The organism is Roseateles amylovorans (assembly GCF_025398155.2).
Taxonomy (GTDB): domain Bacteria; phylum Pseudomonadota; class Gammaproteobacteria; order Burkholderiales; family Burkholderiaceae_C; genus Roseateles; species Roseateles amylovorans.
In genome coordinates, this window is sequence record NZ_CP104562.2 from 4,012,305 (window position 1) to 4,035,532 (window position 23,228).

General features: G+C 68.0%; 18 protein-coding genes and 1 pseudogene. 13 read left to right on the plus strand and 6 right to left on the minus strand.

Annotation, left to right across the window (positions count from 1 at the left end):
* Positions 1-18 precede the first annotated feature (18 nt).
* From rpsA to N4261_RS16665, 6 genes and pseudogenes are all read left to right on the plus strand, one after another.
* A pseudogene (gene rpsA / locus N4261_RS16640) lies at positions 19-1,770 on the plus strand (30S ribosomal protein S1); the annotation flags it as partial.
* A gap of 203 nt (positions 1,771-1,973) precedes the next feature.
* Positions 1,974-2,282, plus strand: coding sequence for an integration host factor subunit beta (locus N4261_RS16645; RefSeq protein ID WP_261756399.1), 309 nt, complete (start codon positions 1,974-1,976; stop codon positions 2,280-2,282).
* Positions 2,283-2,319: 37 nt separating this feature from the next.
* Positions 2,320-2,607: a LapA family protein gene (locus N4261_RS16650; protein WP_261756400.1), complete on the plus strand. Its 288-nt coding sequence runs from the start codon at positions 2,320-2,322 to the stop codon at positions 2,605-2,607.
* A complete protein-coding gene (gene lapB / locus N4261_RS16655; RefSeq protein WP_261756401.1) occupies positions 2,597-3,754 on the plus strand; it encodes a lipopolysaccharide assembly protein LapB in 1,158 nt (385 codons plus the stop codon). Before N4261_RS16650 ends, lapB begins: the two co-directional genes overlap by 11 nt.
* 267 nt (positions 3,755-4,021) lie before the next feature.
* A complete protein-coding gene (locus N4261_RS16660) occupies positions 4,022-4,774 on the plus strand; it encodes a glycosyltransferase (RefSeq protein ID WP_261756402.1) in 753 nt (250 codons plus the stop codon).
* Between the two features lie 76 nt (positions 4,775-4,850).
* Positions 4,851-5,921 (plus strand): glycosyltransferase family 2 protein, encoded by a 1,071-nt coding sequence (locus tag N4261_RS16665; protein WP_261756403.1) that lies wholly within the window; start codon positions 4,851-4,853, stop codon positions 5,919-5,921.
* Between the two features lie 114 nt (positions 5,922-6,035).
* Here N4261_RS16665 and N4261_RS16670 read toward each other — a convergent pair whose 3' ends face one another.
* Positions 6,036-7,169, minus strand: a complete 1,134-nt coding sequence (locus N4261_RS16670; protein WP_261756404.1) for a glycosyltransferase — start codon at positions 7,167-7,169, stop codon at positions 6,036-6,038.
* A gap of 149 nt (positions 7,170-7,318) precedes the next feature.
* Here N4261_RS16670 and glf point away from each other — a divergent pair, with 149 nt between their 5' ends.
* The 6 genes from glf (at position 7,319) to N4261_RS16700 (ending at position 15,106) form a co-directional block, all read left to right on the plus strand.
* Complete coding sequence (gene glf / locus N4261_RS16675) at positions 7,319-8,422, plus strand: UDP-galactopyranose mutase (protein ID WP_261756405.1); 1,104 nt, start codon at positions 7,319-7,321, stop codon at positions 8,420-8,422.
* Between the two features lie 137 nt (positions 8,423-8,559).
* Positions 8,560-9,480 carry a hypothetical protein gene (locus N4261_RS16680; RefSeq protein ID WP_261756406.1) on the plus strand — a complete coding sequence of 307 codons (921 nt, stop codon included), beginning with the start codon at positions 8,560-8,562 and terminating at the stop codon, positions 9,478-9,480.
* A 105-nt stretch (positions 9,481-9,585) separates the two neighbouring features.
* Positions 9,586-11,388, plus strand: a complete 1,803-nt coding sequence (gene msbA, locus N4261_RS16685; RefSeq protein WP_261756407.1) for a lipid A export permease/ATP-binding protein MsbA — start codon at positions 9,586-9,588, stop codon at positions 11,386-11,388.
* Positions 11,389-11,574: 186 nt separating this feature from the next.
* On the plus strand, positions 11,575-12,513 hold the full coding sequence (locus tag N4261_RS16690) for a dioxygenase family protein (protein ID WP_261756408.1): 939 nt from the start codon (positions 11,575-11,577) through the stop codon (positions 12,511-12,513).
* Positions 12,510-13,625 (plus strand): response regulator, encoded by a 1,116-nt coding sequence (locus N4261_RS26155; protein WP_354005372.1) that lies wholly within the window; start codon positions 12,510-12,512, stop codon positions 13,623-13,625. Before N4261_RS16690 ends, N4261_RS26155 begins: the two co-directional genes overlap by 4 nt.
* Positions 13,622-15,106 (plus strand): ATP-binding protein, encoded by a 1,485-nt coding sequence (locus tag N4261_RS16700; RefSeq protein WP_261756409.1) that lies wholly within the window; start codon positions 13,622-13,624, stop codon positions 15,104-15,106. The genes N4261_RS26155 and N4261_RS16700 overlap by 4 nt, the downstream gene beginning before the upstream one ends.
* Before the next feature lie 194 nt (positions 15,107-15,300).
* Here N4261_RS16700 and N4261_RS16705 read toward each other — a convergent pair whose 3' ends face one another.
* The gene (locus tag N4261_RS16705; protein WP_261756410.1) at positions 15,301-16,596 is read right to left on the minus strand and encodes a patatin-like phospholipase family protein; all 1,296 of its coding nucleotides are present in this window, start codon (positions 16,594-16,596) and stop codon (positions 15,301-15,303) included.
* 156 nt (positions 16,597-16,752) lie between these two features.
* On the opposite strand from N4261_RS16705, the gene N4261_RS16710 reads away from it, so the two are divergent.
* Positions 16,753-17,226, plus strand: coding sequence for a hypothetical protein (locus N4261_RS16710; protein ID WP_261756411.1), 474 nt, complete (start codon positions 16,753-16,755; stop codon positions 17,224-17,226).
* 135 nt (positions 17,227-17,361) lie between these two features.
* Here N4261_RS16710 and N4261_RS16715 read toward each other — a convergent pair whose 3' ends face one another.
* From N4261_RS16715 to N4261_RS16730, 4 genes are read right to left on the minus strand one after another with little or no spacing between them, the layout of a single operon-like run.
* Positions 17,362-19,482: a biotin/lipoyl-binding protein gene (locus N4261_RS16715; protein ID WP_261756412.1), complete on the minus strand. Its 2,121-nt coding sequence runs from the start codon at positions 19,480-19,482 to the stop codon at positions 17,362-17,364.
* Positions 19,482-20,816: an efflux RND transporter periplasmic adaptor subunit gene (locus N4261_RS16720; protein WP_261756413.1), complete on the minus strand. Its 1,335-nt coding sequence runs from the start codon at positions 20,814-20,816 to the stop codon at positions 19,482-19,484. Before N4261_RS16720 ends, N4261_RS16715 begins: the two co-directional genes overlap by 1 nt.
* Positions 20,817-20,831: 15 nt before the next feature.
* Positions 20,832-21,587 (minus strand): efflux RND transporter periplasmic adaptor subunit, encoded by a 756-nt coding sequence (locus tag N4261_RS16725; RefSeq protein WP_261756414.1) that lies wholly within the window; start codon positions 21,585-21,587, stop codon positions 20,832-20,834.
* On the minus strand, positions 21,584-23,101 hold the full coding sequence (locus tag N4261_RS16730) for a TolC family protein (RefSeq protein WP_261756415.1): 1,518 nt from the start codon (positions 23,099-23,101) through the stop codon (positions 21,584-21,586). Before N4261_RS16730 ends, N4261_RS16725 begins: the two co-directional genes overlap by 4 nt.
* Between the last annotated feature and the right edge of the window lie 127 nt (positions 23,102-23,228).

Sequence of the window (23,228 nt, forward strand, 5' to 3'; positions counted from 1 at the left end):
CACGCCGCTTCGCACGAAGCAGCGCGACGCTCTACGCCTAGGCTAGGAAATTTCACCATGTCCCAAACCCAAACCGCCACCGGCGGCGATTCCTTCGCCGCGATGTTCGAGGAATCGCTGCTGCGCGCCAACATGCGCACCGGCGAAGTCATCTCGGCCGAAGTGGTCCGTATCGAGCACAACTTCGTGGTGGTCAACGCCGGCCTGAAGTCTGAAGCCTACGTGCCCGTTGAAGAATTCAAGAACGACCAGGGCGACGTCGAAGTCCAGGTCGGCGACTTCATCTCGGTGGCCATCGACGCCATCGAGAACGGCTACGGCGACACCATCCTGTCGCGTGACAAGGCCAAGCGCCTGGCCTCGTGGCTGTCGCTGGAAAACGCGCTGGAATCCGGCGAGTTCGTGACCGGCACCGTCTCCGGCAAGGTCAAGGGCGGCCTGACCGTCCTGGTCAACGGCATCCGCGCCTTCCTGCCCGGTTCGCTGCTCGACACCCGCCCGGTGAAGGACATGAGCCCGTTCGAGGGCAAGACCATGGAGTTCAAGGTCATCAAGCTGGACCGCAAGCGCAACAACGTTGTGCTGTCGCGTCGCGCGGTGGTCGAGGCTTCGATGGGTGAAGAGCGCGCCAAGCTGCTCGAGACGCTGACCGAAGGCGCCATCGTCAACGGCGTGGTCAAGAACATCACCGAATACGGTGCGTTCGTGGACCTGGGCGGCATCGACGGCCTGCTGCACATCACCGACATGGCCTGGCGCCGTGTCCGTCACCCGAGCGAAGTGGTGACGGTCGGTCAAGAGCTGACCGCCAAGGTCCTGAAGTTCGACGCCGAGAAGAACCGCGTCTCGCTGGGCCTGAAGCAGCTGGGCGATGACCCGTGGTTCGGCGTGTCGCGCCGCTACCCGGCCAACACCCGCCTGTTCGGCAAGGTCACGAACATCGCCGACTACGGCGCGTTCGTCGAGATCGAACCCGGCATCGAAGGCCTGGTGCACGTCTCCGAAATGGACTGGACCAACAAGAACGTGGCCCCGTCCAAGGTCGTCTCGCTGGGCGACGAAGTGGAAGTCATGGTCCTGGAGATCGACGAAGACAAGCGTCGCATCTCGCTGGGCATGAAGCAGTGCCGCGCCAACCCGTGGGAAGAGTTCGCCGAGAACGTCAAGCGCGGCGACCGCGTCAAGGGCCCGATCAAGTCGATCACCGACTTCGGCGTGTTCGTGGGCCTGGCCCAGGGCATCGACGGCCTGGTGCACCTGTCCGACCTGTCGTGGAACGAGCCGGGTGAAACCGCCGTCCGCAACTACAAGAAGGGCCAGGAAGTCGACGCCATCGTGCTGGCTGTGGACGTCGAGCGCGAGCGCATCTCGCTGGGCATCAAGCAGCTGGACGGTGACCCGTTCACCACCTTCGTGTCGGTCAACGACCGCGGCATGACGATCACCGGCAAGGTCAAGACCGTCGACGCCCGTGGCGCCGAGATCGACCTGGGCGAAGACGTCATCGGCTATCTGCGCGCTTCGGAAATCTCCCGCGACCGCGTGGAAGACGCCCGCAACGTGCTGAAGGAAGGCGACGAAGTCTCGGCCGTCATCATCAACGTCGACCGCAAGGCTCGCAGCATCCAGCTGTCGATCAAGGCCAAGGACAACGCGGACGAGCAGCAAGCCATGCGCAGCCTGTCCCAGTCCAATGAGCGTGAAAACGCCGGCACGACCAGCTTGGGCGCCCTGCTGCGCGCCAAGCTGGACAACCAGAACAACGGCTGATCGGCCACGGCCGTCCTGGCGGCGGCCGAACCGATCGTCGGGGATTTCACGCCGGTGGACGGATCGATGCCTGCATCGACCGCCTCTGCTGGGAATCCCTGTTCTGACGCGGGACAGGCTGAGTTAGCCTGATCCCGCCGCGACACTTCTTCAACAGGCTCGCCACGTTGTGCGAGCCTGTTGTTCTTCAGATGCCCACAACCATGACCCGCTCCGACCTGGTGGCCCATTTGTCCGAACGATTCGGCCAGCTCACCCAACGAGACACCGAATTCGCGGTCAAGACCATCCTGGACGCGATGTCCGACGCCCTGGCGCGTGGCCACCGCATCGAGATCCGTGGTTTCGGCAGCTTCTCCATCAATCGCCGCCCGCCCCGCATGGGCCGCAATCCCCGCAGCGGCGAGCAGGTCCTGATCCCCGAAAAGCTGGTCCCGCACTTCAAGCCAGGCAAGGCCCTGCGCGAAGCGGTCGACGCGCAATTGCCGGTGACCGATCCCCTCACCGACTGACACGGTCCGACCCGCGCACGCGCCTAGAATCGCGGCCATGCGAATCCTGGTCTGGCTCTTCCGTGCCTTCCTCTTCTTCACGCTCTTCGCCTTCGCGCTGAACAACAGTCAGGACGTGGTCGTCCACTGGTTCTTCGGCCAGGCCTGGCGCGCCCCGCTGGTGATCGTCGTGCTGCTCACCTTCGCCGTCGGTTGCGCCTTCGGCGTGCTGGCCATGGTGCCTGCCTGGTGGCGCCACAAGCGCGCCGCAGCCCGCCAGCTTCCTCCGGCCGACGATCTGCCGGCTCCCGCCTCTACCGACCCCAAGCTGCCCGATGGAATTTGATCTGAGCTGGCTGCTGATCGGCGTCCCCCTGGTCTTCGGCCTGGGCTGGCTGGCCTCCAAGCTGGACTCGCGCCAGTGGAAGCGCGAACAGCGTGACGCCCCCCGCGCCTACTTCAAGGGCTTGAACCTGCTGCTCAATGAACAGCAGGACAAGGCCATCGACGCCTTCATCGAGGCAGTGCAGGCCGACCCCGACACCTCCGAGCTGCATTTCGCGCTGGGTAACCTGTTCCGCCGCCGAGGCGAATACGAGCGGGCGGTGCGGGTGCATCAGCATCTGCTCTCGCGCGGCGACCTGCCCAAGGCCGAACGCGACCGTGCCCAGTACGCCCTGGCCCAGGACTTCTTCAAGGCAGGCCTGTTCGACCGGGCCGAATCCGCCTATGAAGCGCTCAAGGGCACGGCCTTCGACCATGACGCCGCGCTGGCGCTGCTCTCCCTCTACGAGCGCTCACGCGAATGGGCCAAGGCCGCCGAGGTCTCCGAACAGCTGGAAGCCAGCGGCACCGGCTCTTTTGCCGGACGCATTGCCAACTACTGGTGCGAATTGGCCCTGGAAGCCCAAGCCCGGCAAAGCCCCGACGAAGCGCGCCGTTGGCTCGACCAGGCCCGCCAGCGCGCCCCGCATGCCGCGCGGGCTTATGTGCTGATGGGCCAGACCCTGGCCCGCCAAGGCGATCAGGCCGGTGCCATGGCCATCTACGGCGACCTGCTGAGGGCCAATCCGGACGCCTTCAATCTGGTGGCGCGCGACTATGCCCAGGCGGCCCAGGCCACCCAGTCGGTCTCCCCCGCGCTGAGCCTGCTCGAATCCCATTACCGGCGCCATCCCAGCATGGCGCTGCTGCAGGCCATCGCGCTGCTGGAGCCGTCGCCCGACGCCCAGCGCCGCCGGCTGAGCGACCACCTGCGGGTGGAACCAGCCCTGTCCGCCGCCACCCAATTGCTGCAGCAGAGTCAGGCGCGACAGGTCCCGCTGAACGAGGACGAAGCCCAGCTCGTCGGCACCGCCCTGCAACGGGCTGTGCGACCGCTGCAGCGCTATCGCTGCGCCGCATGCGGCTTCGAGTCTCAGCACTATTTCTGGCAATGTCCCGGCTGCCTGAGCTGGGACAGCTATCCGCCGCGCTGGGTCGAGGAACTCTGAGCGGGCAGACCCGGACCTCGATCGAACGACGCTTGCGTGCGTGCGATCCTTTGCGACACGGGGACCCGCGGCCCCATCAAAGGGCCGGCTGTCAGCAAGCACCACTGGGTGTAACCCCCTGCTTTCAGAGGAAGACCGCTGAAGCAAGTATGCGATCATTGTCAGCAGATTCCGCAGCATCGTCGGCGCCCACCGCCGCAGGTGCCGCACCGGTTTTCCTGGCCATGCCCGGGCTGATTCAGCTGGGTGCCGCTATTTCCGCCCCACATGTCGAAGAGTCCTGATCCCCGCGACGCCGAGCGCGTCATCCTGTGCATGAAGTGGGGCACCAAATACGGCCCGGAGTATGTCAATCGGCTGTACGCCATGGTTCGTCGGCACCTGCGCGGCGACTTCCGCTTCGTCTGTCTGACCGACCGCAGCGACGGCATTCGCGAAGAAGTCCAGTGCCTGCCGATCCCGGCGCTGGCCCTGCCACCGGGCATTCCGGAACGCGGCTGGACCAAGCTCACCACCTTCGAGGCCGACCTGCACGGCCTCACCGGCACCGCGCTCTTCCTGGACCTGGATGTGGTGATCGTCGACGACATCACCCCGTTCTTCGAGGTCCCCGGCGAGTTCCTGATCATCCACGACTGGAAACGTCCTTGGCGCATCACCGGCAACTCGTCGGTCTACCGCTTCACCCTGGGTGCGCATGCCGATGTGCTGGCGAAGTTCCGCCGCGAGTTCGATGCCATCCGCCAGAAGTTCCGCAACGAGCAGGCCTACCTGTCGGACGAGATCCATCGCAAGGGCCAGTTGCAGTATTGGGACAACCGGTGGTGTGTCAGTTTCAAGTACCACTGCATTCCGCGCTGGCCGCTGAACTATTTCCGCCCGCCGACAACTCCGGTGGGCGCGCGCATCCTGATCTTCCACGGCGTGATGAATCCGCCGGACGCGCTGGCGGGCCGCAGCAATGGCAACTGGCGTCGGCCGCTGCCCGCACCCTGGATTGCCGACCACTGGCGGGAGTGACGCCCCTGCGTCTGCTCGCTCCGCCACACTCGACTCCCCCACCACCGCAGTCGCCCCCAGACGTCCTCCCCACGCCATGAGCGCTTCTTCCGCCTCCCCACCGACCGACCGCCTCGCCCCCACTGCCGACGGCATCACGCCGCCCTGGCTGTCGGTGCTGATTCCCGTCTACAACGTCCAGGACTATCTGCGCGAGTGTGTCGAGTCGGTGCTGTCGCAGGCCGATCACGGCGTGGAGGTGCTGATGGTGGACGACTGCTCCACCGACGGCTCCGCCGCCCTGATGCGTCAACTGGCCGCCCGAGACCCGCGGGTGCGCTGCCTGTTCCATGAGCAGAACCAGGGGCTCTCCGGCGCCCGCAACACCTTGCTGCAGGCGGCGACCGGCGACTACGTCTGGTTCCTCGATTCCGACGACTACCTCATGCCCGGCGCCCTGCCCGGCCTGCGCGCCCTGGCCGAGCGGCACGCACCGGCGCTGGTGATGTGCGACTTCCGCATGGTGCGCACGCCGATGAAACGCAAGCACCGTTGGCGCGGCGAGCTGCACAAGCGCACCTTCTTCGGACCTGAACGTGAATTGCTGAACGACCGCTCGATGCTCTTCATCGGCCTGTTCGAAGCCGGGCAGATGCACAGCTGGTCCAAGATCGCCAAGCGCAGCGTCTGGGGCGACCAACTGCGATTTCCGGTCGGTCGCTATTTCGAGGACATGGGCACCACGCCCTTCCTGGCCCTGCTGGCGCAGAACTACTGGTACGAGCCGTCGGTGTGGGTGGCCTATCGCCAGCGCGAAGGCTCCATCCTGCACACGCCCAACCTGAAGAAGGCGGAGCATCTGGCGCATGCGCTGTCGGGATTGCGCGAGGCGGCCGCCAAGGCGTCGCTGTCCAGCGCAGCCAAGTTCGCCTGGGCCCATTTCGCGGCCCGCAACTTCATCAGCGCCGCCCGCATGGCCCATCGGGCCGAACCGGCTGGCTGCTCCGGGCTGATCGGCCACTACCGGGCCGAATTCGAACGGGCCTCGCCGATCTCGCTGCGAGAACTGGAGCTGAGCTATCTGCGTCGCGGCTGGTGGATCCGGGCCCTGCGCCTGCGCCATTGGCTGGCGCGGGCGGACGTCTCCAAAGTACGCAGCGCGGCTTGATCCGAGCCGTGATCCCAGGTGTGATCCGAGGTGTGAGCCGAGGTGTGACGAGAGGGGCTTTTGCCGAGGCCCGAACCCACCAATGACCGCAGGCCCTGGGCACCGCGGCAGCACCTACAACGACAGCAACATCGCCTCGTAGCGCTGCGTCATCAATTCGACGCTGTGCTCGTCGATCGCGCGTTGACGCGCCGCAGCGCCCAAGCTCGCCGCCAGCGTCGGATCGCGCAGCAGCCGCTCCAGCGCCTGCGCCAGCGCCGCAGGGTCGGCCTCCGGCACCAGCAGCCCGGTTCGGTCCTGCTCCAGCACGCCTTCGACGCCCGGCACCAGCGACGCCACACAAGCGCAGCCCGCCGCCATAGCTTCCAGCAGCGCCAGCGGCATGCCCTCCCAGTGGGTGGACAAGACGAAGATCCGCTGGCTGATCAACAGGCCGGGGATGTCGCCGTGATGGCCGAGAAAGCGCACCTGATCGCCCAACTTGAGCGACTCGACCAACCGCTCCGCCGCCTCGCGATAGCTGGACTTGCCGCCGCCGGCCAGATGCAGCGTCGGACGCAGCCCCCGGTCGCGCAGCAGCGCGACCGCGCGGATCAAGGTCTGCGGGTCCTTCTGCCGCGCAAACCGGGCGGACATCACGATGCCCGGCTCACGCTGTTCAGACGGATGGGCCGGCGCCTGGGCAAAGCGCTCCAGCCGGATGCCGTTCGGAATGGCCAGCGTCAGCGCCTCCGGCATGCCCAAGGCGACCAACTGGCGCCGCACCCCTTCCGACACGCCCACCAGTTTGGCGCTGTGCTGGCTCAGCTTCAGCGCGGCAGCGCGCTTGGCGCGGGTGTAGCGCTCGCGCGCGTTGTGCTCCACCTGCACCAGCTTCGGCACCCGGGCCCACAAGCCGGCGCGGCGACCCAGCAGATGCTCGGGAAAGCCATGCGCCATCAGCACGTCCGGTCGAAGGTTCAGGCACAGGCGGCGCAGCGACCAGATCGTCGCCAGATGCGACCAGCCCGGCACCACATGCACCGCCAAGCCTAGGTCACGCAGCGCCTGCAGACGAGCGCGGTTGGCCTCGCTGTCGGTGTTGCGCTTGCGGCGCAGCACCAGCACAGGCGCGATGTGGGTGCTCTTGAGTTGGGCGACACAGAGGTCGATCGCCACTTGCGTCGCACCCGAAAATCCACCGGTCACAAAATGCAGCACGCGACGCCGACCGTCTGGCGTCGGCAAGTTTGGAGAAGGCTCAACCATCGCGGCAGTTTATTCGCATGCCCCCTGGGGCCAACGGGCCCCTCCGCGCATGAGAAGCCCCGGTAAATGTCGGTAGTTCGATGGCTGTGCGCGCCGAACTGGCGCCACAATTCGCACAACCTTTGAGCAGGTCCCTGGCGGCCCCCGTTATGAAGACTGACTACCTGATCGTCGGCGCCGGCTTTTCCGGCTCCGTTTGCGCGCGTGTGCTGGCGGACGCCGGCAAGACGGTCCACCTGATCGACAAGCGGCCGCACATCGGCGGCAACGCCTTCGACCAGCGTGATGCCCAGGGCGTGCTGATCCATCCCTACGGTCCGCACATCTTCCACACCAATGCGAAGAAGGTGTTCGAGTTCCTCTCGCGCTTCACCACCTGGCGCTTCTATGAGCACCGGGTGCTGGCGCAGGTCGGCGAGCAGTTGCTGCCGATCCCGATCAATCGCACCACGATCAACCAGCTCTACGGCCTGTCGCTGACCGAGGACGAGGTCCAGGGCTATCTCGAGACCGTGCGCGAGCCCCGCGATCCGCTGCGCACCAGCGAGGATGTGGTGCTCAACAGCGTCGGCCCCGACCTGTGCGACAAGTTCTTTCGTGGCTACACCCGCAAGCAATGGGGACTGGATCTGTCGCAGCTGTCCGCCGGCGTGGCCGCCCGCATTCCCACACGCAGCAACGACGACGACCGCTACTTCGGCGACAGCTTCCAGTTCATGCCCGCCGACGGCTACACCCGCATGTTCGAGCGGCTGCTGGACCATCCGGCCATCACCGTGCGCACCGGCGTCGACTTCACTGAGGTCCGCCCGCAGTTCGAGGGCTCGCACCTCATCTACACCGGCCCGATCGATGCCTACTTCGATCACTGCTACGGCCCGCTGCCCTATCGCAGCCTGCGCTTCGATCACCAGCACCTGCCGGACACGGCGCAGTTCCAGCCGGTGGGCACGGTGAACTATCCGAACGATCACGACTACACCCGCATCACCGAATTCAAGCACCTGACCGGCGAGACCCACACCGGCACCTCGATCGTTCGGGAGTACCCGCAGGCCGAGGGCGATCCCTACTACCCGGTGCCGCGGCCCGAGAACGAGGCGCTCTACAAGCGCTATGCCGAGCTGGCGGAGACCGCCACGGGCGTGACCTTCGTCGGTCGGCTGGCGCAGTACCGCTACTACAACATGGACCAGATCGTCGCCGCCGCGCTGAAGACCGCGCAAGACCTGCTGGACGCGCACGCGGCATGACGCTCCCGGATCCCCGCGCAGGGGCGACGCGGCACGCCGATGCCGAAGCCACCGCCGTGGCGTCAACTCCCGCGCCAGCTCCGGTATCTGCGCCTGTTGCTGATCCAGTTTCTGCTTCTGTTGTTGCTTCTGTCCCCATGACCGCTCCCGCGTCCCACGGTGCCCGCTCGACGGCGACATCGCCTGCACTGCATGCCAACTTCCCTGAAGCCGACCCGCCTGCCCCCGTGCGCCGCCCGGTGGTGCTGGTGTCCTGGGACGGCCAGAGCCAGCCGCTGGGCCTGGTGCACCTGAACGCCACGCCCGAGTTTGATTGGCTGCTGTTCGACTACACCGGTCGACAGGCCACTGGCCCGCGCCAGTGGCGCGGCCAGTCGATCACCGTGCTGGCGGCCGCCACCGAGTGCAAGGGCGAGATCTATCACCACCTGGCCGAGCACCTCATCCTCGAGCAGGCCGAGGGCGCCGCCACGCCCGAATACGTCGCCCTGATCGACGACGACATCCTCATCTCCGTCAGCCAGCTCAACACCGCCCTGCATCTGGGTCGCGCTGAACGGCTCGATGTGTTCTCGCCCTCGCTGAGCCATGACAGCCCGTTCTCGCATCAGTGGATGCGTCATCAGCCCAACCGCATCTACCGCGAGGTCGACTGGGTCGAGGTGATGATGCCGTTCTATCGCGGCGCGCTCTTCCTGGCCGGGCGGGACTACTACCGGGACAACATCTCCTCCTGGGGCGTGGACCGCTTCCTGATGCCCACGCTGCAGCAGCTCGCCGGCCAGACCCGCACCGCCTTGCTGGATGCGGTGATGGCCAGCCACCGCCGGCCGGTGACCAGCGGCGGCAAGGTCTATCGCAATGGCCGTACCGCCTGGCAGGAGCGGCAGGTCCTGCGGCAGGCCAGCCTGGATCTGATCGATCGCCAGCAGCCGGCCCTGCGGGACACGGCCTGGTTTCATCGCCTGTTCATCGCCCGCGAAACGCCCAACAAATGGAAGCGCGTGAAGCGGCGCCTGGCGCGCTCGGTGGCTCGCTGGCTGGACGATTGGTCCTGACAGCTGTGGGCCCGCACACACGACCCACGCTCCGTTCGCTCGATCCGGCACAATCGCTGTCCTCCCCAGATCCGGCGCCGCAAGGCGCCGACGCCGTTGCCACTCATGACCGCTTCCGATCCCCGAAGGGCTGAACCCGAACCCCTGGGGCCGACCGCTCGCCGGCTGTGGCCCTTTCTCAAGCCGCATCAATGGGGCCTGGCACTGACGTTCCTGGCCTACCTGATGGTGGCGCTGACCGAGCCCCTCATTCCCCAGATCCTGGCCTACGCCCTGGGTGAGGGCTTCAGTCCCAAGTCCGGTGGCGGCAGCAGCAGCGGCTTGCCGTCGGTGAACCTGGACATCCAGTACAGCTTCCCGATCTGGATGGTGCCGGTCGTGCTGATCGGCCTGTTCGCCATCCGCGGCGTCTTCAGCTTCTTCGGCCAGTACCTGTTGAACTGGACCATCTCGCGCACGGTGATGGACATCCGGGCCGCCCTGCTGCAGGTGCTGCTGCGCGCCGATGCCCGCGTCTACACCAGCCTGCAGCCGGCCACCGCCGTCACCAAGATCGTCAACGATCCGCAGCATGTGGTGACACTGATCGCCGGTGCGCTGGTCACGATGCTGCGCGACGGCCTGCCCGCGATCGCGCTGATGGGCTATTTGTTCTATCTGAACTGGCAGCTGACGCTGCTGTCGATGGTCACCGTGCCGGGCCTGGCCTTCGTGGTGCGCAAGGTCAATCGACGGGTGCGCCGCATGGGCACCTGGGCTTATGACGCCCAGTTGCGGCTGGTCGGCGTGATCGAGGACGTCACCCGTGCCTGGCGCGTGGTGCGCAGCTTCGACGCGGCAGAGTACGAGAAACAGCGCTTCTCCGACCGCGCCCGGGAAGTCCAGCGCAGCGCCTTGAAGACCGCAGCGGCCAACGCCATGGCGCAGCCGCTGTCGCAGCTGATGGCCAGCATCGGCATCTCGGTGATCGTGAGCCTCGCGCTGTACCAGTCGCGCGTCAATCACACGGGCGTCGGCGAATTCGCCGGCTTCGTCACCGCTTTGTTGCTGATGAGCTCCCGCCTGCGCCATCTCTCCGATGTGATGCAGCCCATCACCAATGCGCTGGTGGTGGCCCGCGGCTGCATGAGCATGCTCGACCTGCCCGCCGAGCCCGACACCGGCACCCGCGAGCTCACCGATGCGCGCGGCGACATCGTCCTGCGCCAGGTCACGCTGCGCTATCCGGGGGCCAACCGCGATGCGCTGTCGACCCTGGACATGCACATCCCCGCCGGCCGCACCACCGCGCTGGTGGGCAGCTCCGGCGCGGGCAAGAGCTCGGTGGTCAATCTGCTGATGGGCTTCGAGCGGCCGGACAGCGGCGAGGTCTTGTTCGACGGCGTCCCGATCGATGAGCTCACCAAGGCCAACCTGCGGCGGCAGTTCGCCGTCGTGTCGCAGGACATCGTGCTGTTCGATGCCTCGGTGGCCGACAACATCGCCTATGCCCAGCCGCGCGACGATGCGAAGCTGGAGCAGGTGCTGCGCGCCGCCGCGCTGTGGGACTTCGTCCAGGCCCTGCCGGAAGGCCTGGACACCTCGGTGGGTGCCAACGGCAGCAAGCTCTCCGGCGGCCAGCGTCAGCGGCTGGCGATTGCGCGGGCGCTCTACAAGGACGCGCCGGTCTGGATCTTCGACGAGGCCACCTCCGCACTGGACACCGAAAGCGAGCGCGCCGTCCAGCAGGCGCTGGAGCATTGGCAGGGTCAGAAAACACTGATCGTCATTGCCCACCGTCTCTCCACCATCCGACGCGCGGATGCGATCCAGGTCATGAGCGACGGCCAGGTGGTTGAGCGCGGCACCCATGACGAGCTGATCGCCCGGGACGGCAGCTATGCCGCCATGGTGAAGGCCCAGCACTGAGGGGCGCCGACCTGACGCGCGGGAATGCGCGGCGGGTCGGCAGGCGCGGCAGCCGCAACAAGTGCTGCCAGCGCAGCCAGCGCAGCGGGCGCGCCATGTTTCAGACCTGACATGAAGTGGCTAAGTCAGCGACACGCAGGATCGCTTCAATGAGACCCGTTGCCCACCGGGTTTCTGGAGTTCCTCATGCAGCCACATCGCCACGACGATCCCTCGCACGACACACACGGCACGCTCGCCGCGCACGGCCACGACCACGACAGGGGCCTGGCCCATGACCTGACCGTGCTGGCGCAACAGCAGCTGCGGCAGCGGCGCCGCGCGCTCGGACTGCTGGCCGGTCTGGCCGGCGCGGGCAGCCTGAGCCTGCTGGGTTGCGGCGGTGGTGGCACCGACGCCGGCACCAGCCTCACCGGCACCTCGGGCAGTTCGGGCACCGGCACGGGCACCACCACCGGCACGGGCACCGTCTCCACCTGCAGCGTCATCCCGGAAGAGACCCAAGGCCCCTACCCCGGCGACGGCTCCAACAGCACCAGCAGCGGCGTGGCCAATGTCCTCGCGCTGTCGGGCATCGTGCGCAGCGACATCCGCAGCAGCATCGGCACGGCCAGCGGCACCGCCGATGGCGTGGCCCTCGCCCTCACCCTGCACCTGGTCAACACCGGCAGCAGCTGCGCCGACCTGTCGGGCTATGCGATCTACCTGTGGCACTGCGACCGCCTGGGCCGCTACTCGATGTACAGCACCGGCGTCACCGCCGAGAACTACCTGCGCGGTGTGCAGGTCACCGGCAGCGACGGCACGGTGACCTTCACCACCCTCTTCCCCGGCTGCTACGCCGGCCGCATGCCCCACATGCACTTCGAGATCTATCGCAGCGCCAGCACCGCCACCTCCTACACCAACAAACTCAAGACCTCGCAGCTGGCCTTTCCCACCGACGTCTGTTCCACCGTCTACGGCTCGGCCAGCGGCTACACCAGCAGCCTGACCAACTTCAACCAGATGAGCTTCGCCACCGACGGCATCTTCAGCGACGGCTACAGCACCCAGTTGGCGACCGTCAGCGGCAACGTCTCTTCGGGCTATACCGCCTCGCTGGTGGTGGGCATCTCGGCGTGACCTCGGAGGATGGCATCGGCGGCCGCAGCCGCCAGGCGCGCCCGGGCAGCGGCAGCCGCGGCAACGGCAACGGCAGCGGCGGCGGCAGCGGCGGCGGCAGCGGCAGCGGCAACGGCGGCGTGGGCATCGGCATCGGCATCGGCATCGGATCGCCTGTCGGCGGCCCCGGCGGCAGTTCCTTCAGCGGTCCGGTCGGCGGTCGGGAGGTCGGCCCCGAAGGCTGGACCGGCGGCCTCATGGGCGGCCCGAGCAGCCCCGTGAGCCGCCCCGCGCGGGCGGTCAACATCGACACCCTGATGGGGCATCCGTCACCGCTCAGCGCGGCGAGCGAGGCCCGTGACGGCACGGCTCGTGTATCGTGCGCCGACGGGACCGCAACACGACCGGGCCCGGTGGTGGAGGAACGGATGACCCGATGCCTGGTGGTCGATGACGACGCGGAGATCCGCACGTCGCTTCAGGATTATTTGCAGAAGTTCGGCGTGACGGTGAGCGCCGCCGCCGACGGGCGCGAGATGCGCCGCATGATGGCCGCGCAGGTGTTTGACGTGGTCGTCCTGGACCTGATGCTGCCCGATGAGAACGGCCTGACCCTGTGCCAGTGGAGCCAGCAGAACCATCCCAGCGTGCCGGTGATCATGCTCACCGCGCACGGCGATCCGATCAGCCGCGTGCTCGGTTTGGAGATGGGCGCGGACGACTACCTGGCCAAGCCGTTCGAACCCCGCGAGCTTGTCGCCCGCATCCATGCGATCCGTCGCCGTGCCAAACGCGGCGAGAGCGAGGCCCAGACCCGACGGGAATTCCGCTTCGAGGGCTGGAGCTTCGACCGGCTGCTGCGTCAGCTCGTCTCGCCGCAGCAGGTGGTGGTGCCGCTGTCCAGCGCTGAATACCGGATGCTGACGGCGCTGGTCGAGCGCCCCGGCCGGGTGCTGAGCCGGGAGCAGCTCATCGAGCTCACCCGTGCGCCCGGCGTGGAGGTGAATGATCGCAGCGTGGACCTGACGATCTCCCGGCTTCGCCAGAAACTGGGCGACTCGCCCAAGGAACCCCGACTGATCCGCACCATGCGCGGCGAGGGCTATCTCTTCGACGCCCAGGTGCAGTCTTGAACCCTTCCGCCACGGTCTGGACGCGGCTGCGTGCCGGACTCAACCGCGCCCTGGGCGACACCCTGGCCCGGCGCATCTTCATCCTGCTGTGGGTGACACTGGTCGTCGCGCAGGCTGCGGCCATCGGCACCATGCATTGGGTGCGGGGCTGGGATCTGGAGATCTCTCGGGTGCCCGTCGCACCCGGACTGCCGCCGATGCCCGGCCTCATGCCGTCCCCGCGCAATGCGCCCGATGACCGCAACGCTCCCCCTCCACCCGCCCTGGAACGCCGGTCTGCGGACGAGCGCGCGGCCGCAGGCGATGGCGCGGCATCGCGAGAGATGCAAGAGGTGAAAGAGGTGCCAAGCGCGACAGGGGCGCAAGGGCCGCAAGGGCCGCAAGGGGCGCAAGGGGCGCAAGGGGCGCAACGTTTCGGCGACCCGGGCCTGGGGGAGCGTGACCGCAGCGCCAGTCGCGGCGTCGAGCGGGATCCCGATCCCGACCGCTTTCGACCCGATCCGCGCGACCGGCCCCTCCCGGGCGGCGGTGCGGAATTCGGCAGCGCCGGCGCGGACGATCGCAATGGTCCGTCGGCCCGCCCCGGTGCCTTCCGTGGCCTGAGCACTCGGGAGCTGCTGCTCGATTACGGGGTGCGACTCCTGGTCACCGGGCTGGCGGCGTGGCTGGCTTCGCGCTGGCTGGCCCGTCCGATGCGCGAGCTGGTGCAGGCCTCGCAGGCGCTGGGCCGCTCGCTGAACCAGCAGGCGCCGCTGCCCCTGCTCAACGAGCAGCGCGGCACGCTGGAGGTGCGCGAGTCGGCGCAGGTCTTCAATGCCATGGCCCGCCAGTTGCGGCGTCAGTTCAATGAGCGCGGGCTGATGGTCGCGGCCATCTCCCACGACCTGCGCACGCCGCTGACCCGGCTGCGCATGCGCCTGGAGACCCTGGACATCCCCGAGCTGCAGCGGGTGCGCTCGGTCGAGGACATCCGCGAGATGAATGCGTTGGTGGACGCGGTGATGGAGCTCTTCCGCGGCGACGGCCCCGGCGCCTCCGAGCCGCTGCAGGACGTGGACCTGGCCGCGCTGGCGATGGCGCTCACCGACGATCGAATCGAACAGGCCCTGCCGGTGCGCTTTCTCTCGGGCGACGATCCGGTGCTGGCCAAAGGTCAGCCGATGGCGCTGCGCCGGGTGCTGGGCAATCTGATCGACAACGCGCTGCGCTACGGCGTCCGGGCGGACATCCAGGTGGGACAGGATGCGCAAGGGCCGTGGGTGCGGGTGATGGATGCCGGACCGGGCATTCCACCGGACAAGCTCGAATCGGTCTTCGAGCCCTTCTACCGGCTGGAGGATTCGCGCAATCGCCACACCGGCGGCGCGGGGCTCGGCCTGTACATCGCGCGTGAGCTCACGCTGCGGCAGCGTGGATCGCTGGTGTTGAACAACCGGCCCGAGGGCGGGTTGGTGGCGGAGTTGAGGCTGACGTCGGAGTGATGCAGGCACACCGGCGTGCCGTCGCCGATGGCCTGCGACGTGGCGTCAGCGGTGCCGCGTCCCACCCGGCGGAACCAACCGACGCGATGGCACCGGCGCTTAATGCGGCGGTTGCGTCGGCGCTCGCCAAGCGAGAGAGGTGGCGAGTCCGACCACACGCTGCCCGAACATCCTCGCGAAGCCTTCCGCGTTCATCACGCCACCAATCGCGGCGGCCCGGGCGGATTGGGCGGCACCTGCAGCGCAAAGCCGCCGGCGCGCTTGCGCATCATCGCCGGATCGATCTGCGGCGCCTGCGCCGGCCAGCCGAAGAAGCGCTGGATGTCGCTGCGGCGTGCCAGGGTATCGGCCATGCCCAGGGTGATCAGCTCGCTGGTGTACTCCGGCTCGAACAGCAGATAGCTGACCAGGGCCGATCCGCTGGCATTGGCGCCCTCGCCTGAAACGCCCACGCTGCGCAGCAGCGCCCGGATCGCCGGCGGCAGCGCGCCCTGGCGTTCAGCGGCCAGCGAGTCCAGCGGCCGGCTGGGGGCAATGACCAGGGCCTCGATCGGCCGCAGCGGGGTGTTGCGCAGCGCTTCGCCCGAGAGCAGCGACAAGGTGTTGTTGATGCGTTGCATCCGCTCGATGTCCACCGCCAGCGCATCCAGGAAGATGTTGGACAGCGCATGGCCCGCAATCTGCGCCAGGCTGGGATGGCCCTGCGGCATCGGGCTGCTGGCGCCCTCCCCGCCCGATTCATGCATGCGACCGGCGCCGATGATCAGCACCTTCTCCGCGCCAAGATGAACGGCCGGAGAGATCGGCGCGGTCTGCCGCATCGAGCCGTCGCCGAACCATTCCACCGTGCCGTTCAGCGACAACGGCTCGGACGGAAAGATGAACGGAATCGCCGACGACGCGACCAGGTGCTCCACGCTCAAGCGCGGCGTCTGCACCGCCAGTCGCTGGGTGCGCACCCAGGGGTCGTAGGCCTGATGCGATTGGTAGAAGGTGACGTGATGGCCCGAGGTGTAGCTGGAGCCGGTCACCGCCAGGGCATCGAGATGACCCTGGGCCAGCATGTCGTCCAGCCGGTCCATCTGGATCCATTGGGACAGCAGGCCACGCAGCGGCGCGTTGTCCAGCAGGCTGCGCGGACGCGTGCGACGCCAGCGGGCCACCGCCCAGCCCAGGCTCATCATCGTCAGCCAACGTGCGCCGGTGCGGATCACGCCGAAGGCATCGGCGGTGTAGACCTGGTCCACATGGATGTTCTGCCAGATGTACATCAGCCCGTCGACCGCCGAGCAGAAGTCGTCCGCCTGGCAGGCCAGCGTGGCGGCATTGATCGCGCCGGCGGACGTGCCGGAGATCACCTTGAACGGGTTGTCCCCGGTGGCGCAGGCATCACGGCGCAATTGCGCGATCGCCGCCAGCACGCCCACCTGGTAGGCCGCGCGGGCGCCGCCTCCGGTGAGGATCAGGCCGGTCTTGGGCTGCGCATCCATGGGCTCCGAGCTTACGCCCGAGCCGCCGTTTCGATCCAGCAAACTGCCCCGTCAAATGGGGGATCCACGCCGCTGGCAACGGCGACATGTGGCAAAAGTCCGGATGCCGACGGGGGCACAATCGCCGGGATCCATCCGCCTTCAGAAAGCCTGTCGATGTCGCCCCGCCTGCTGGTCAAACTGCTGGTTCGCATCAGCCTGGTGCTGGCATTCTTCTCGCTGCTCCGGTGGCTGTTCCTCAACGGCGCCGGGCTGCTCAGCATCCCCACCATCGCCATGGGCATCGTGCTGGCGGCGGTGATCCTGCCGATGCCTCTGATCGAGGCCGCCTCGGTCTTCAAGCGGTGGTGGCGGGAACGGCTGTGGGCCGGGGAAAGCGGACGCTGGCATGCCTTCCACGGCGTGCCGGTGGCGGTGCGCCATCTCGACGGCGTGGCCTGGGTGCGTTGCAGCGATGTGGCCAAGGTCTGGGGCAGCCCGCTGCCGCCGGATCAGCCCGCTCGCCAAGGCCTGCCCGGCGAACGCGGCGACTTTGCACGCGCCTCGCTGGTGCGCCGCGCGCTCTTGCAGATCGAGCCGATGCCGGAGCCACGGCGGGCCGCGTTCCTGCAATGGTTGGCCGGGTTGTAGGCTGGGGCAAGACCGTCCAACGCCGACGATTTCAATGAGGCGGCGATGAGCCAGCCGCTGCTGCTGCTGCTGCCACCGCCACCGCCACCGCCACCGCCACTGCCACTGCCGCTGCCGCTGCGGCGCAGTGCTGTCCTACAGCGAGGCCTCGCGCTGCCACAGCGCCGCAGCCCAGCGCACCGCGCGCCCCACCCAGGGCATGCGCTCACCTTGCAGATGCACCGTCCCGGGCACTTCCCGCACCGGTGCGGCGCTGCTGTCCTTGTCCTCACAGCCTTCCAGCCGCACATGGAAGGTCGGGCGAAGCGGCACGAGCTTGCCGTCCTCCGGTCGGCGTTGAACGGCCACACCGCCGCCGTACAGATCCGCCGCCGCGGGTTGATCCAGCGTCGCGACCTGGACCGGATCCACGCGCGTCAGCCGACAGGCGCGGCCCGCCTTCTCCAGCGCCGCCGGCACGAATCGCCCGGTCTCGCCGACACGCAACATGTCCAGGGCCGCTTCGTCCACATAGGCATCGACACGGCTGCCCCGCCCGCCCGCGATCGTCAGCAGTCGCTCGCCCGGGGCCGTCCAGGCATTGCGGTGGAGATCCTCCGGCACTTCGGCCAGCGTGCCATTGAAGGGGGCGCGCACCGCCAGTTGATCGCGCTGCTCCCGCAGGCCCTGGACCGCCGCCACCGACGCTTCCCATTGCTTGCGCAGGGCCGGTCCGGCTTCTCGCAGCTTCTCGTCGAACGGCTGCTGGCTGAGCTGCCATTGCAGTTGCTGCTCCTGCAGCTCGGCCTGCTGCAGCCGCATGTCCAGGTCGGGTGAGCGCAGACGCAGCAGCACCTCACCGGCCTTCACCGCCTGCCCTTCCCTCGGCACCTCGCCGACCACCTGCGAGGCATATGCGGCCGCGACGGTCTGCACCTGCAGCGGCGCCAGCACCGCCGGCGCACGGATCGACTCCGCCCAGGGCCACACCAGCACCAGCACGCCGCCGCCCAGGATCAGCAGGGTTCGCCGCGTGGCACGGTTCCAGGCCCAGCGACCGCGCTGGCGCCAGGCCGACATCTCCCGCCAGATCGGCCGCGCGATGAACCAGCCCAGTTCCACCGCCAGCAGCACCAGGCCCAGCGCCTTGAAAAAGGCGTGATAGACCAGCAGTGCAATGCCGAAGAACAGCACCAGCCGATACAGCCAGGTGGCGAAAGCGAAGGCCACCAGCGCCCGCTCGCGCCGGGGATCGACACGCTCCGGCGCCGGATCGCCCCAGCCGAACAGTCGCTCCCGCAGCCACCAGCGACCGATCGCGAAGGCCCGCTCATGCAGGTTGGGCATGTTGACCGCATCGGAGAGCAGGAAGTAGCCGTCAAAGCGCATGAACGGACTGGCGTTGATCGTCACCGTCAGCAGCCAGGTGGTGGTGGCCAGCAGGAAGGCACCGGAGCGGATCGGCGCCCAGCCCGGCGTGTCCGGCAGCAGGCTCCAGGCCAGCAGCGCCACCGAGGCCAGCGCCATCTCGCTCATCATCCCGGCCCCGCCGATCAACAGCCGCTGTCGTCGCGAGGTGAGCTTCCAGGCCTCGTTGGTGTCGGTGTAGAGCACCGGCCACATCACCAGAAAGGCCACGCCCATCGTGGGCACGCGGCAGCCGAAATGGGTCGCCGTGAACGCATGCCCCAGCTCATGCAGCAGCTTGGCGCCGCTGAGCGCCAGGCCGATGGCCAACAGGCCTTGCCAGTTCGCATAGGTCGTCAGCGTGTGGGTGAACTCATCCCAGCGACGCGCCGCCAGCACCAGCCCCAGCAGCGACAGGCCCGCCGTCAGCACCCAGAACGACGGCTGATACGCCCAGCGCACCCAGCGGCTCATGCGCTGCAGCCAGCGCATCGGCTGCAACACCGGCACGCGGAAGAACAGATAGTGCTTCAGCAACCATTGCATCGGTGACAAGCGCATCGCCTGCGCCTGCCGCGCCAGGCGCTCGGTGTCGGCGACCCGGCTGGCCACCAGCAGGTGATTGGCCTGCAGCATGGACACCAGGCCTTCCACATCATCCGGGGTCACGTCGAGCGTGGTCTCCCGATGCACCGCATCGATCAGGCCCTGCATCGAGCCCAGCGACCAGCGCGACAGCAGCTCGAAGGCCGGCCAGCTCAGCGAGAAGAACCGATTGCTGGCCGGATCATGCAGGGTCCAGGTGGGCGAGCCATCGGTCGCCTCCGGGCCGGGATGCAGGGCCAGGTCCTGTCGCAGCGCGGGCCACATCACCAGCCCAGCCACTGCCGTGCGACAGCCAGCGGCCGCCGCAGCGCCACATACACCAGCGGCGCCCAGCCGCCGTGCAGCCGGGCGGTGCCCAACTGCCCGATGCGCGGCGCCGCCTGGCCCGCGTCAAAGACCGCCTTCACCCGATAGGCCAGAAAGCCCTCGCGCGTCACTTCAGCGCGGTAGGCCACGCTCTGCACCTTGGCCTCATACGACTTCAGCGGCGCGCCTTGCGGATAAAGCGTCAGCACATCGCCGGCCGCCATCGGCAGCAGGTCTGCGGCGGGCACCCAGGCCACCAGCTCCACCTTGGCCGGATCGGCCACCAGCAGCACCCGTTCGCCGAGGTTGACCGCTTTGCCCAGCCAGTCGTTGGCATCGGCGAAAACCGCGATGCCGGCGCGATCGGACTTCACCTGCACCCGGGCCAATTGCTCGGCGGTGTAGTCCAGCTCGACGACTTTCTCCTGCACCTTGCCGCGCCGCAAGGCGACGTCGGCCCGGTTCTTGTCGTTGGTCACCGCGGCCTGGGCGGACTGGCGATATTCCTCCTGCGCGGTGTCGACCGCCTTGCGGGCGACCTCCATGCGAGCCCGCAGCGCGGTCGTGTCCAGGCTGAACAGTGGCGTGCCGGGCTGCACCGCTTGATTGGGACGCACATCGAAACGGTCGATCACCCCCTCCAGCGGCGCGCGAACCATGAAGGGATCCTGCGGGACCACTTCCGCCGGCGCCAGCACGGTCAGCCGCACGGGGCACAGGCCGCCGAGCACCAGACCGGCCAGCACCCAGCGCCGCAGCTTGCCTTGCTTCCAGGGCCGCCACAGCCGCTCGCGCCAGGACTTCTGCGGATGAAAGCCCTGCAGCGCATGGCCGTAGGCATGCACCAATTCCTGCAGCAAGGCAATTTCATGGGCGGTCCACGGGTCATCACGCGCCAGCAGCAAGCCGGCATCGGCGGGCTGCGCATCGCGGCCCATCGGCAGCCACAGCGCGTGCGCCGGCAGCCAATGGTCCCAATCGGCCCGCACCAACTCAGGCAAGGCGGCCACGGCGACCTCGCCGGCCGGCACGGCTTCGCGCATCAGATGGCGGCACAGCAGCGTCAGCCACTGCACATACGGCGCTTGCGGATCGGGCTCCGGCGGACCGGACACCGCCGCCACCTGACCGAGGCCGGACGCGGTCCACAGCGCGGCCTGGCGATACGGTGCCAGCTGCAGCGTCTCGTTGACGATCACGAAACCCAGCGACTGCACCGTCGCCGCTTCCCGCGCCCGCCGCTGCAATTGCAGCAGGCTGACCAGCGGGGTCGCTCGTTCAACCGCGTTCATCGACCCACCCGCCGATCACGGCCGCTGCGCAAACACGGCCCAGCCGCTCATGCCCGGCAGCAGGCCCGGCTGGCTGCCGTCCATCACGCCGAACACGGCCACCGTCTGGCTCACCGGATCGATCTGCGCGCCCAGCCGTTGCACCTTGGCCGGATAGCGCTTGCCGAGTTCCTCGACATCCACCTGGAAGCTCACGCCCGGCTTGAGCCAGGCCAGCCATTTGGAGGGGACGATCAGTTGCACTTCCAGCTGACCGGTCTCCACGATGTCCAGCAGGGGATTGCCGGCATTCACATACTGATGGGCCGCCACATGCCGCCGCGCCACCCGTCCGCTGAAGGGCGCGTTGATGCCGCAGCGGCTCACCAGCAGCTTCGCGCCGGACAGTTCCGCCTGGGCTTCCTTCAGACGCGCCTGGGCCTGTTCCACTTCCAGCCGGCCGATGGAGTTGAGCTCCGCCATGCGCTGGTTGGACTGCACCACCGCGCTGGTCGCTTCGGTTGCGGCCTCGGCCTTGCGGACCTGGCTTTGATAGAGCGAGCAGTCCAGCCCCACCAGCTGTTCGCCGGCGCGGAAGGCATCGCCTTCGCGCAGGCGCAGCGAGGCCACCCGACCCGGGATCTCCGACGCCACCGTCACCGCATTGCGCGCCGCCAGTTGGGCGCGGATCCGGCCGTCCTTGTCGGCGGCCGGGTTGGTCGTCTGCGCGACCGCGCCCAGGCTGATGAGCAGGCCCATCACCGGCAGCAGTCGCCCCACCCGTCTCGTCATGCACCGCCCTCGGGATTCATCGTCTTGGTCCAGTTCTGCTCGGAGGCGCGCACCGCCTCGCCCAGGCTCTTCAGGTCATGAGCCGGCACCGATTGCGGCAGCGGATCCAGCCCCATGGTGGCGATCAGTTGGCCATAGGCGCCCTGCAGCGCGCCGTAGCTCTGGTAGAGCCGCAGCTCGGACATCATCGCGGCCGCGGACGCGCGAATCTCCTCCAGCTTGCCCTGGCTGTTGGCATTGGCCGCATTGCGGGTGTAGGTCAGGATGCGCTGTTCGACGGTGTTCATCTGCTCCACCAATTCGAACTGCTTGAGGCGCCCCTGATAGTCCAGCCGCGCCACATGCACTTGGGTCAGCACGGCCATGTTGAGCGCCAGACGCTGCTGGCGCACCACATCGAGCTGGGCCTGGGCCAGGCCACGGATGTTGCTGGCGTTCAGCACATTCATCAGGTTCCAGCCCACCCGCAGACCCGCATCGCCCCACTGGCGGTTCACCAGGAAGCTGTTGCTGTCGTAGTGACCGCCGACGCTGATCTCCAGACCCGGCAGCAGACGCGCCAGCGCCTTGCGGGTTTCCAGGATGCCGATGCGCTCGTTGTATTGCGCCTCGACCAGCTCCGGCCGGCGCAGCAGCGCGGCCTCTTCCATGCCGGCGGCCGGCAGGCTGATGCGCGGGGCCTGCATCGCCCCCGGCACCGCCACGGTAAAGCTCTGGCCCGGCTCGAGGTTCATGATCGAGGCCAGCCGCGGCTTGGCCTGAGACAACTCATCGCGCACCGCTTCGAGCTGGCGCACGATGTCCAGCAGTTGGCGCTGATAGTTCAGCGCTTCCAGCGGCGACCGCAGCTTCTCGATCTCGACCTTGCGCGAATCCTCCAGCGCCTGGCGGGAGAGCTGCAGCACCGGATCGATCTTGCCTTCCAGACGCTGCGCGCCCACCGCTTGCCAATAGGCCAGCGCGGTCTGCTGCATCAACAGATGCAGCACCTTGCGGCGGCGCTCTTCCGCCACCAGCACCCGGTCGGCCTGTTGGCGCGCGGTGAAATAGCTGACGCCGAAATCCAGCACATTCCAGCTCAGGGTCAGGTCGGCGCTGCTGCGCTCGCGGTCGGTGGAGGTGGACGGCTCCAGCGATTGACGGCCGCTCAGCACGCTCAACGACGACGAAGCCAGTTCGTTGTCACGCCAGTTGTAGCCGGCCGACAGGGCCAGCTTGGGCAGCAGGTCGGTGCGGCTCAGGTCGAGCTGGCGCTGCGACACCGCCGCTTCCATCAGCTTGATGCGGTGGTCCAGGTTGTACTTGATGGCCCGGGCCATCGCCTCTTCCAGCGACACCGGCCCTTGCACCGGCTCCTGCTGCTGGGTGAGCAGCACGCGGTCCGCCTTGACCACCTCCTGGCGCTCCTGCGCGGTCAAGGCCTGCGGACTGACTGCGCAACCGGTCAGACCAACGGCCATCACCGCGGCCAGGGCGGCCATCAGCCGGGTGTGTCGGGGTTGGAAACGCTTCATTGAAAAACTCCTCCTGAATACTCTTCTTGGATCACCGGATCACATCGAAAACCCGTGCCGCGGTCGCGCCGATGGTGTCGGTCCTGTCGGACGACGCCATCCCGCGCGGGACCAGCGACGGCTCGGG

Coding starts and splice junctions, on each gene's coding strand:
- N4261_RS16645 (WP_261756399.1), top strand. CDS start 1,974: ATGACCCGCTCCGACCTGGTGGCCCATTTGTCCGAACGATTCGGCCAG.
- N4261_RS16650 (WP_261756400.1), top strand. CDS start 2,320: ATGCGAATCCTGGTCTGGCTCTTCCGTGCCTTCCTCTTCTTCACGCTC.
- lapB (WP_261756401.1), top strand. CDS start 2,597: ATGGAATTTGATCTGAGCTGGCTGCTGATCGGCGTCCCCCTGGTCTTC.
- N4261_RS16660 (WP_261756402.1), top strand. CDS start 4,022: ATGTCGAAGAGTCCTGATCCCCGCGACGCCGAGCGCGTCATCCTGTGC.
- N4261_RS16665 (WP_261756403.1), top strand. CDS start 4,851: ATGAGCGCTTCTTCCGCCTCCCCACCGACCGACCGCCTCGCCCCCACT.
- N4261_RS16670 (WP_261756404.1), bottom strand. CDS start 7,169: ATGGTTGAGCCTTCTCCAAACTTGCCGACGCCAGACGGTCGGCGTCGC.
- glf (WP_261756405.1), top strand. CDS start 7,319: ATGAAGACTGACTACCTGATCGTCGGCGCCGGCTTTTCCGGCTCCGTT.
- N4261_RS16680 (WP_261756406.1), top strand. CDS start 8,560: ATGACCGCTCCCGCGTCCCACGGTGCCCGCTCGACGGCGACATCGCCT.
- msbA (WP_261756407.1), top strand. CDS start 9,586: ATGACCGCTTCCGATCCCCGAAGGGCTGAACCCGAACCCCTGGGGCCG.
- N4261_RS16690 (WP_261756408.1), top strand. CDS start 11,575: ATGCAGCCACATCGCCACGACGATCCCTCGCACGACACACACGGCACG.
- N4261_RS16705 (WP_261756410.1), bottom strand. CDS start 16,596: ATGGATGCGCAGCCCAAGACCGGCCTGATCCTCACCGGAGGCGGCGCC.
- N4261_RS16710 (WP_261756411.1), top strand. CDS start 16,753: ATGTCGCCCCGCCTGCTGGTCAAACTGCTGGTTCGCATCAGCCTGGTG.
- N4261_RS16715 (WP_261756412.1), bottom strand. CDS start 19,482: ATGTGGCCCGCGCTGCGACAGGACCTGGCCCTGCATCCCGGCCCGGAG.
- N4261_RS16720 (WP_261756413.1), bottom strand. CDS start 20,816: ATGAACGCGGTTGAACGAGCGACCCCGCTGGTCAGCCTGCTGCAATTG.
- N4261_RS16725 (WP_261756414.1), bottom strand. CDS start 21,587: ATGACGAGACGGGTGGGGCGACTGCTGCCGGTGATGGGCCTGCTCATC.
- N4261_RS16730 (WP_261756415.1), bottom strand. CDS start 23,101: ATGAAGCGTTTCCAACCCCGACACACCCGGCTGATGGCCGCCCTGGCC.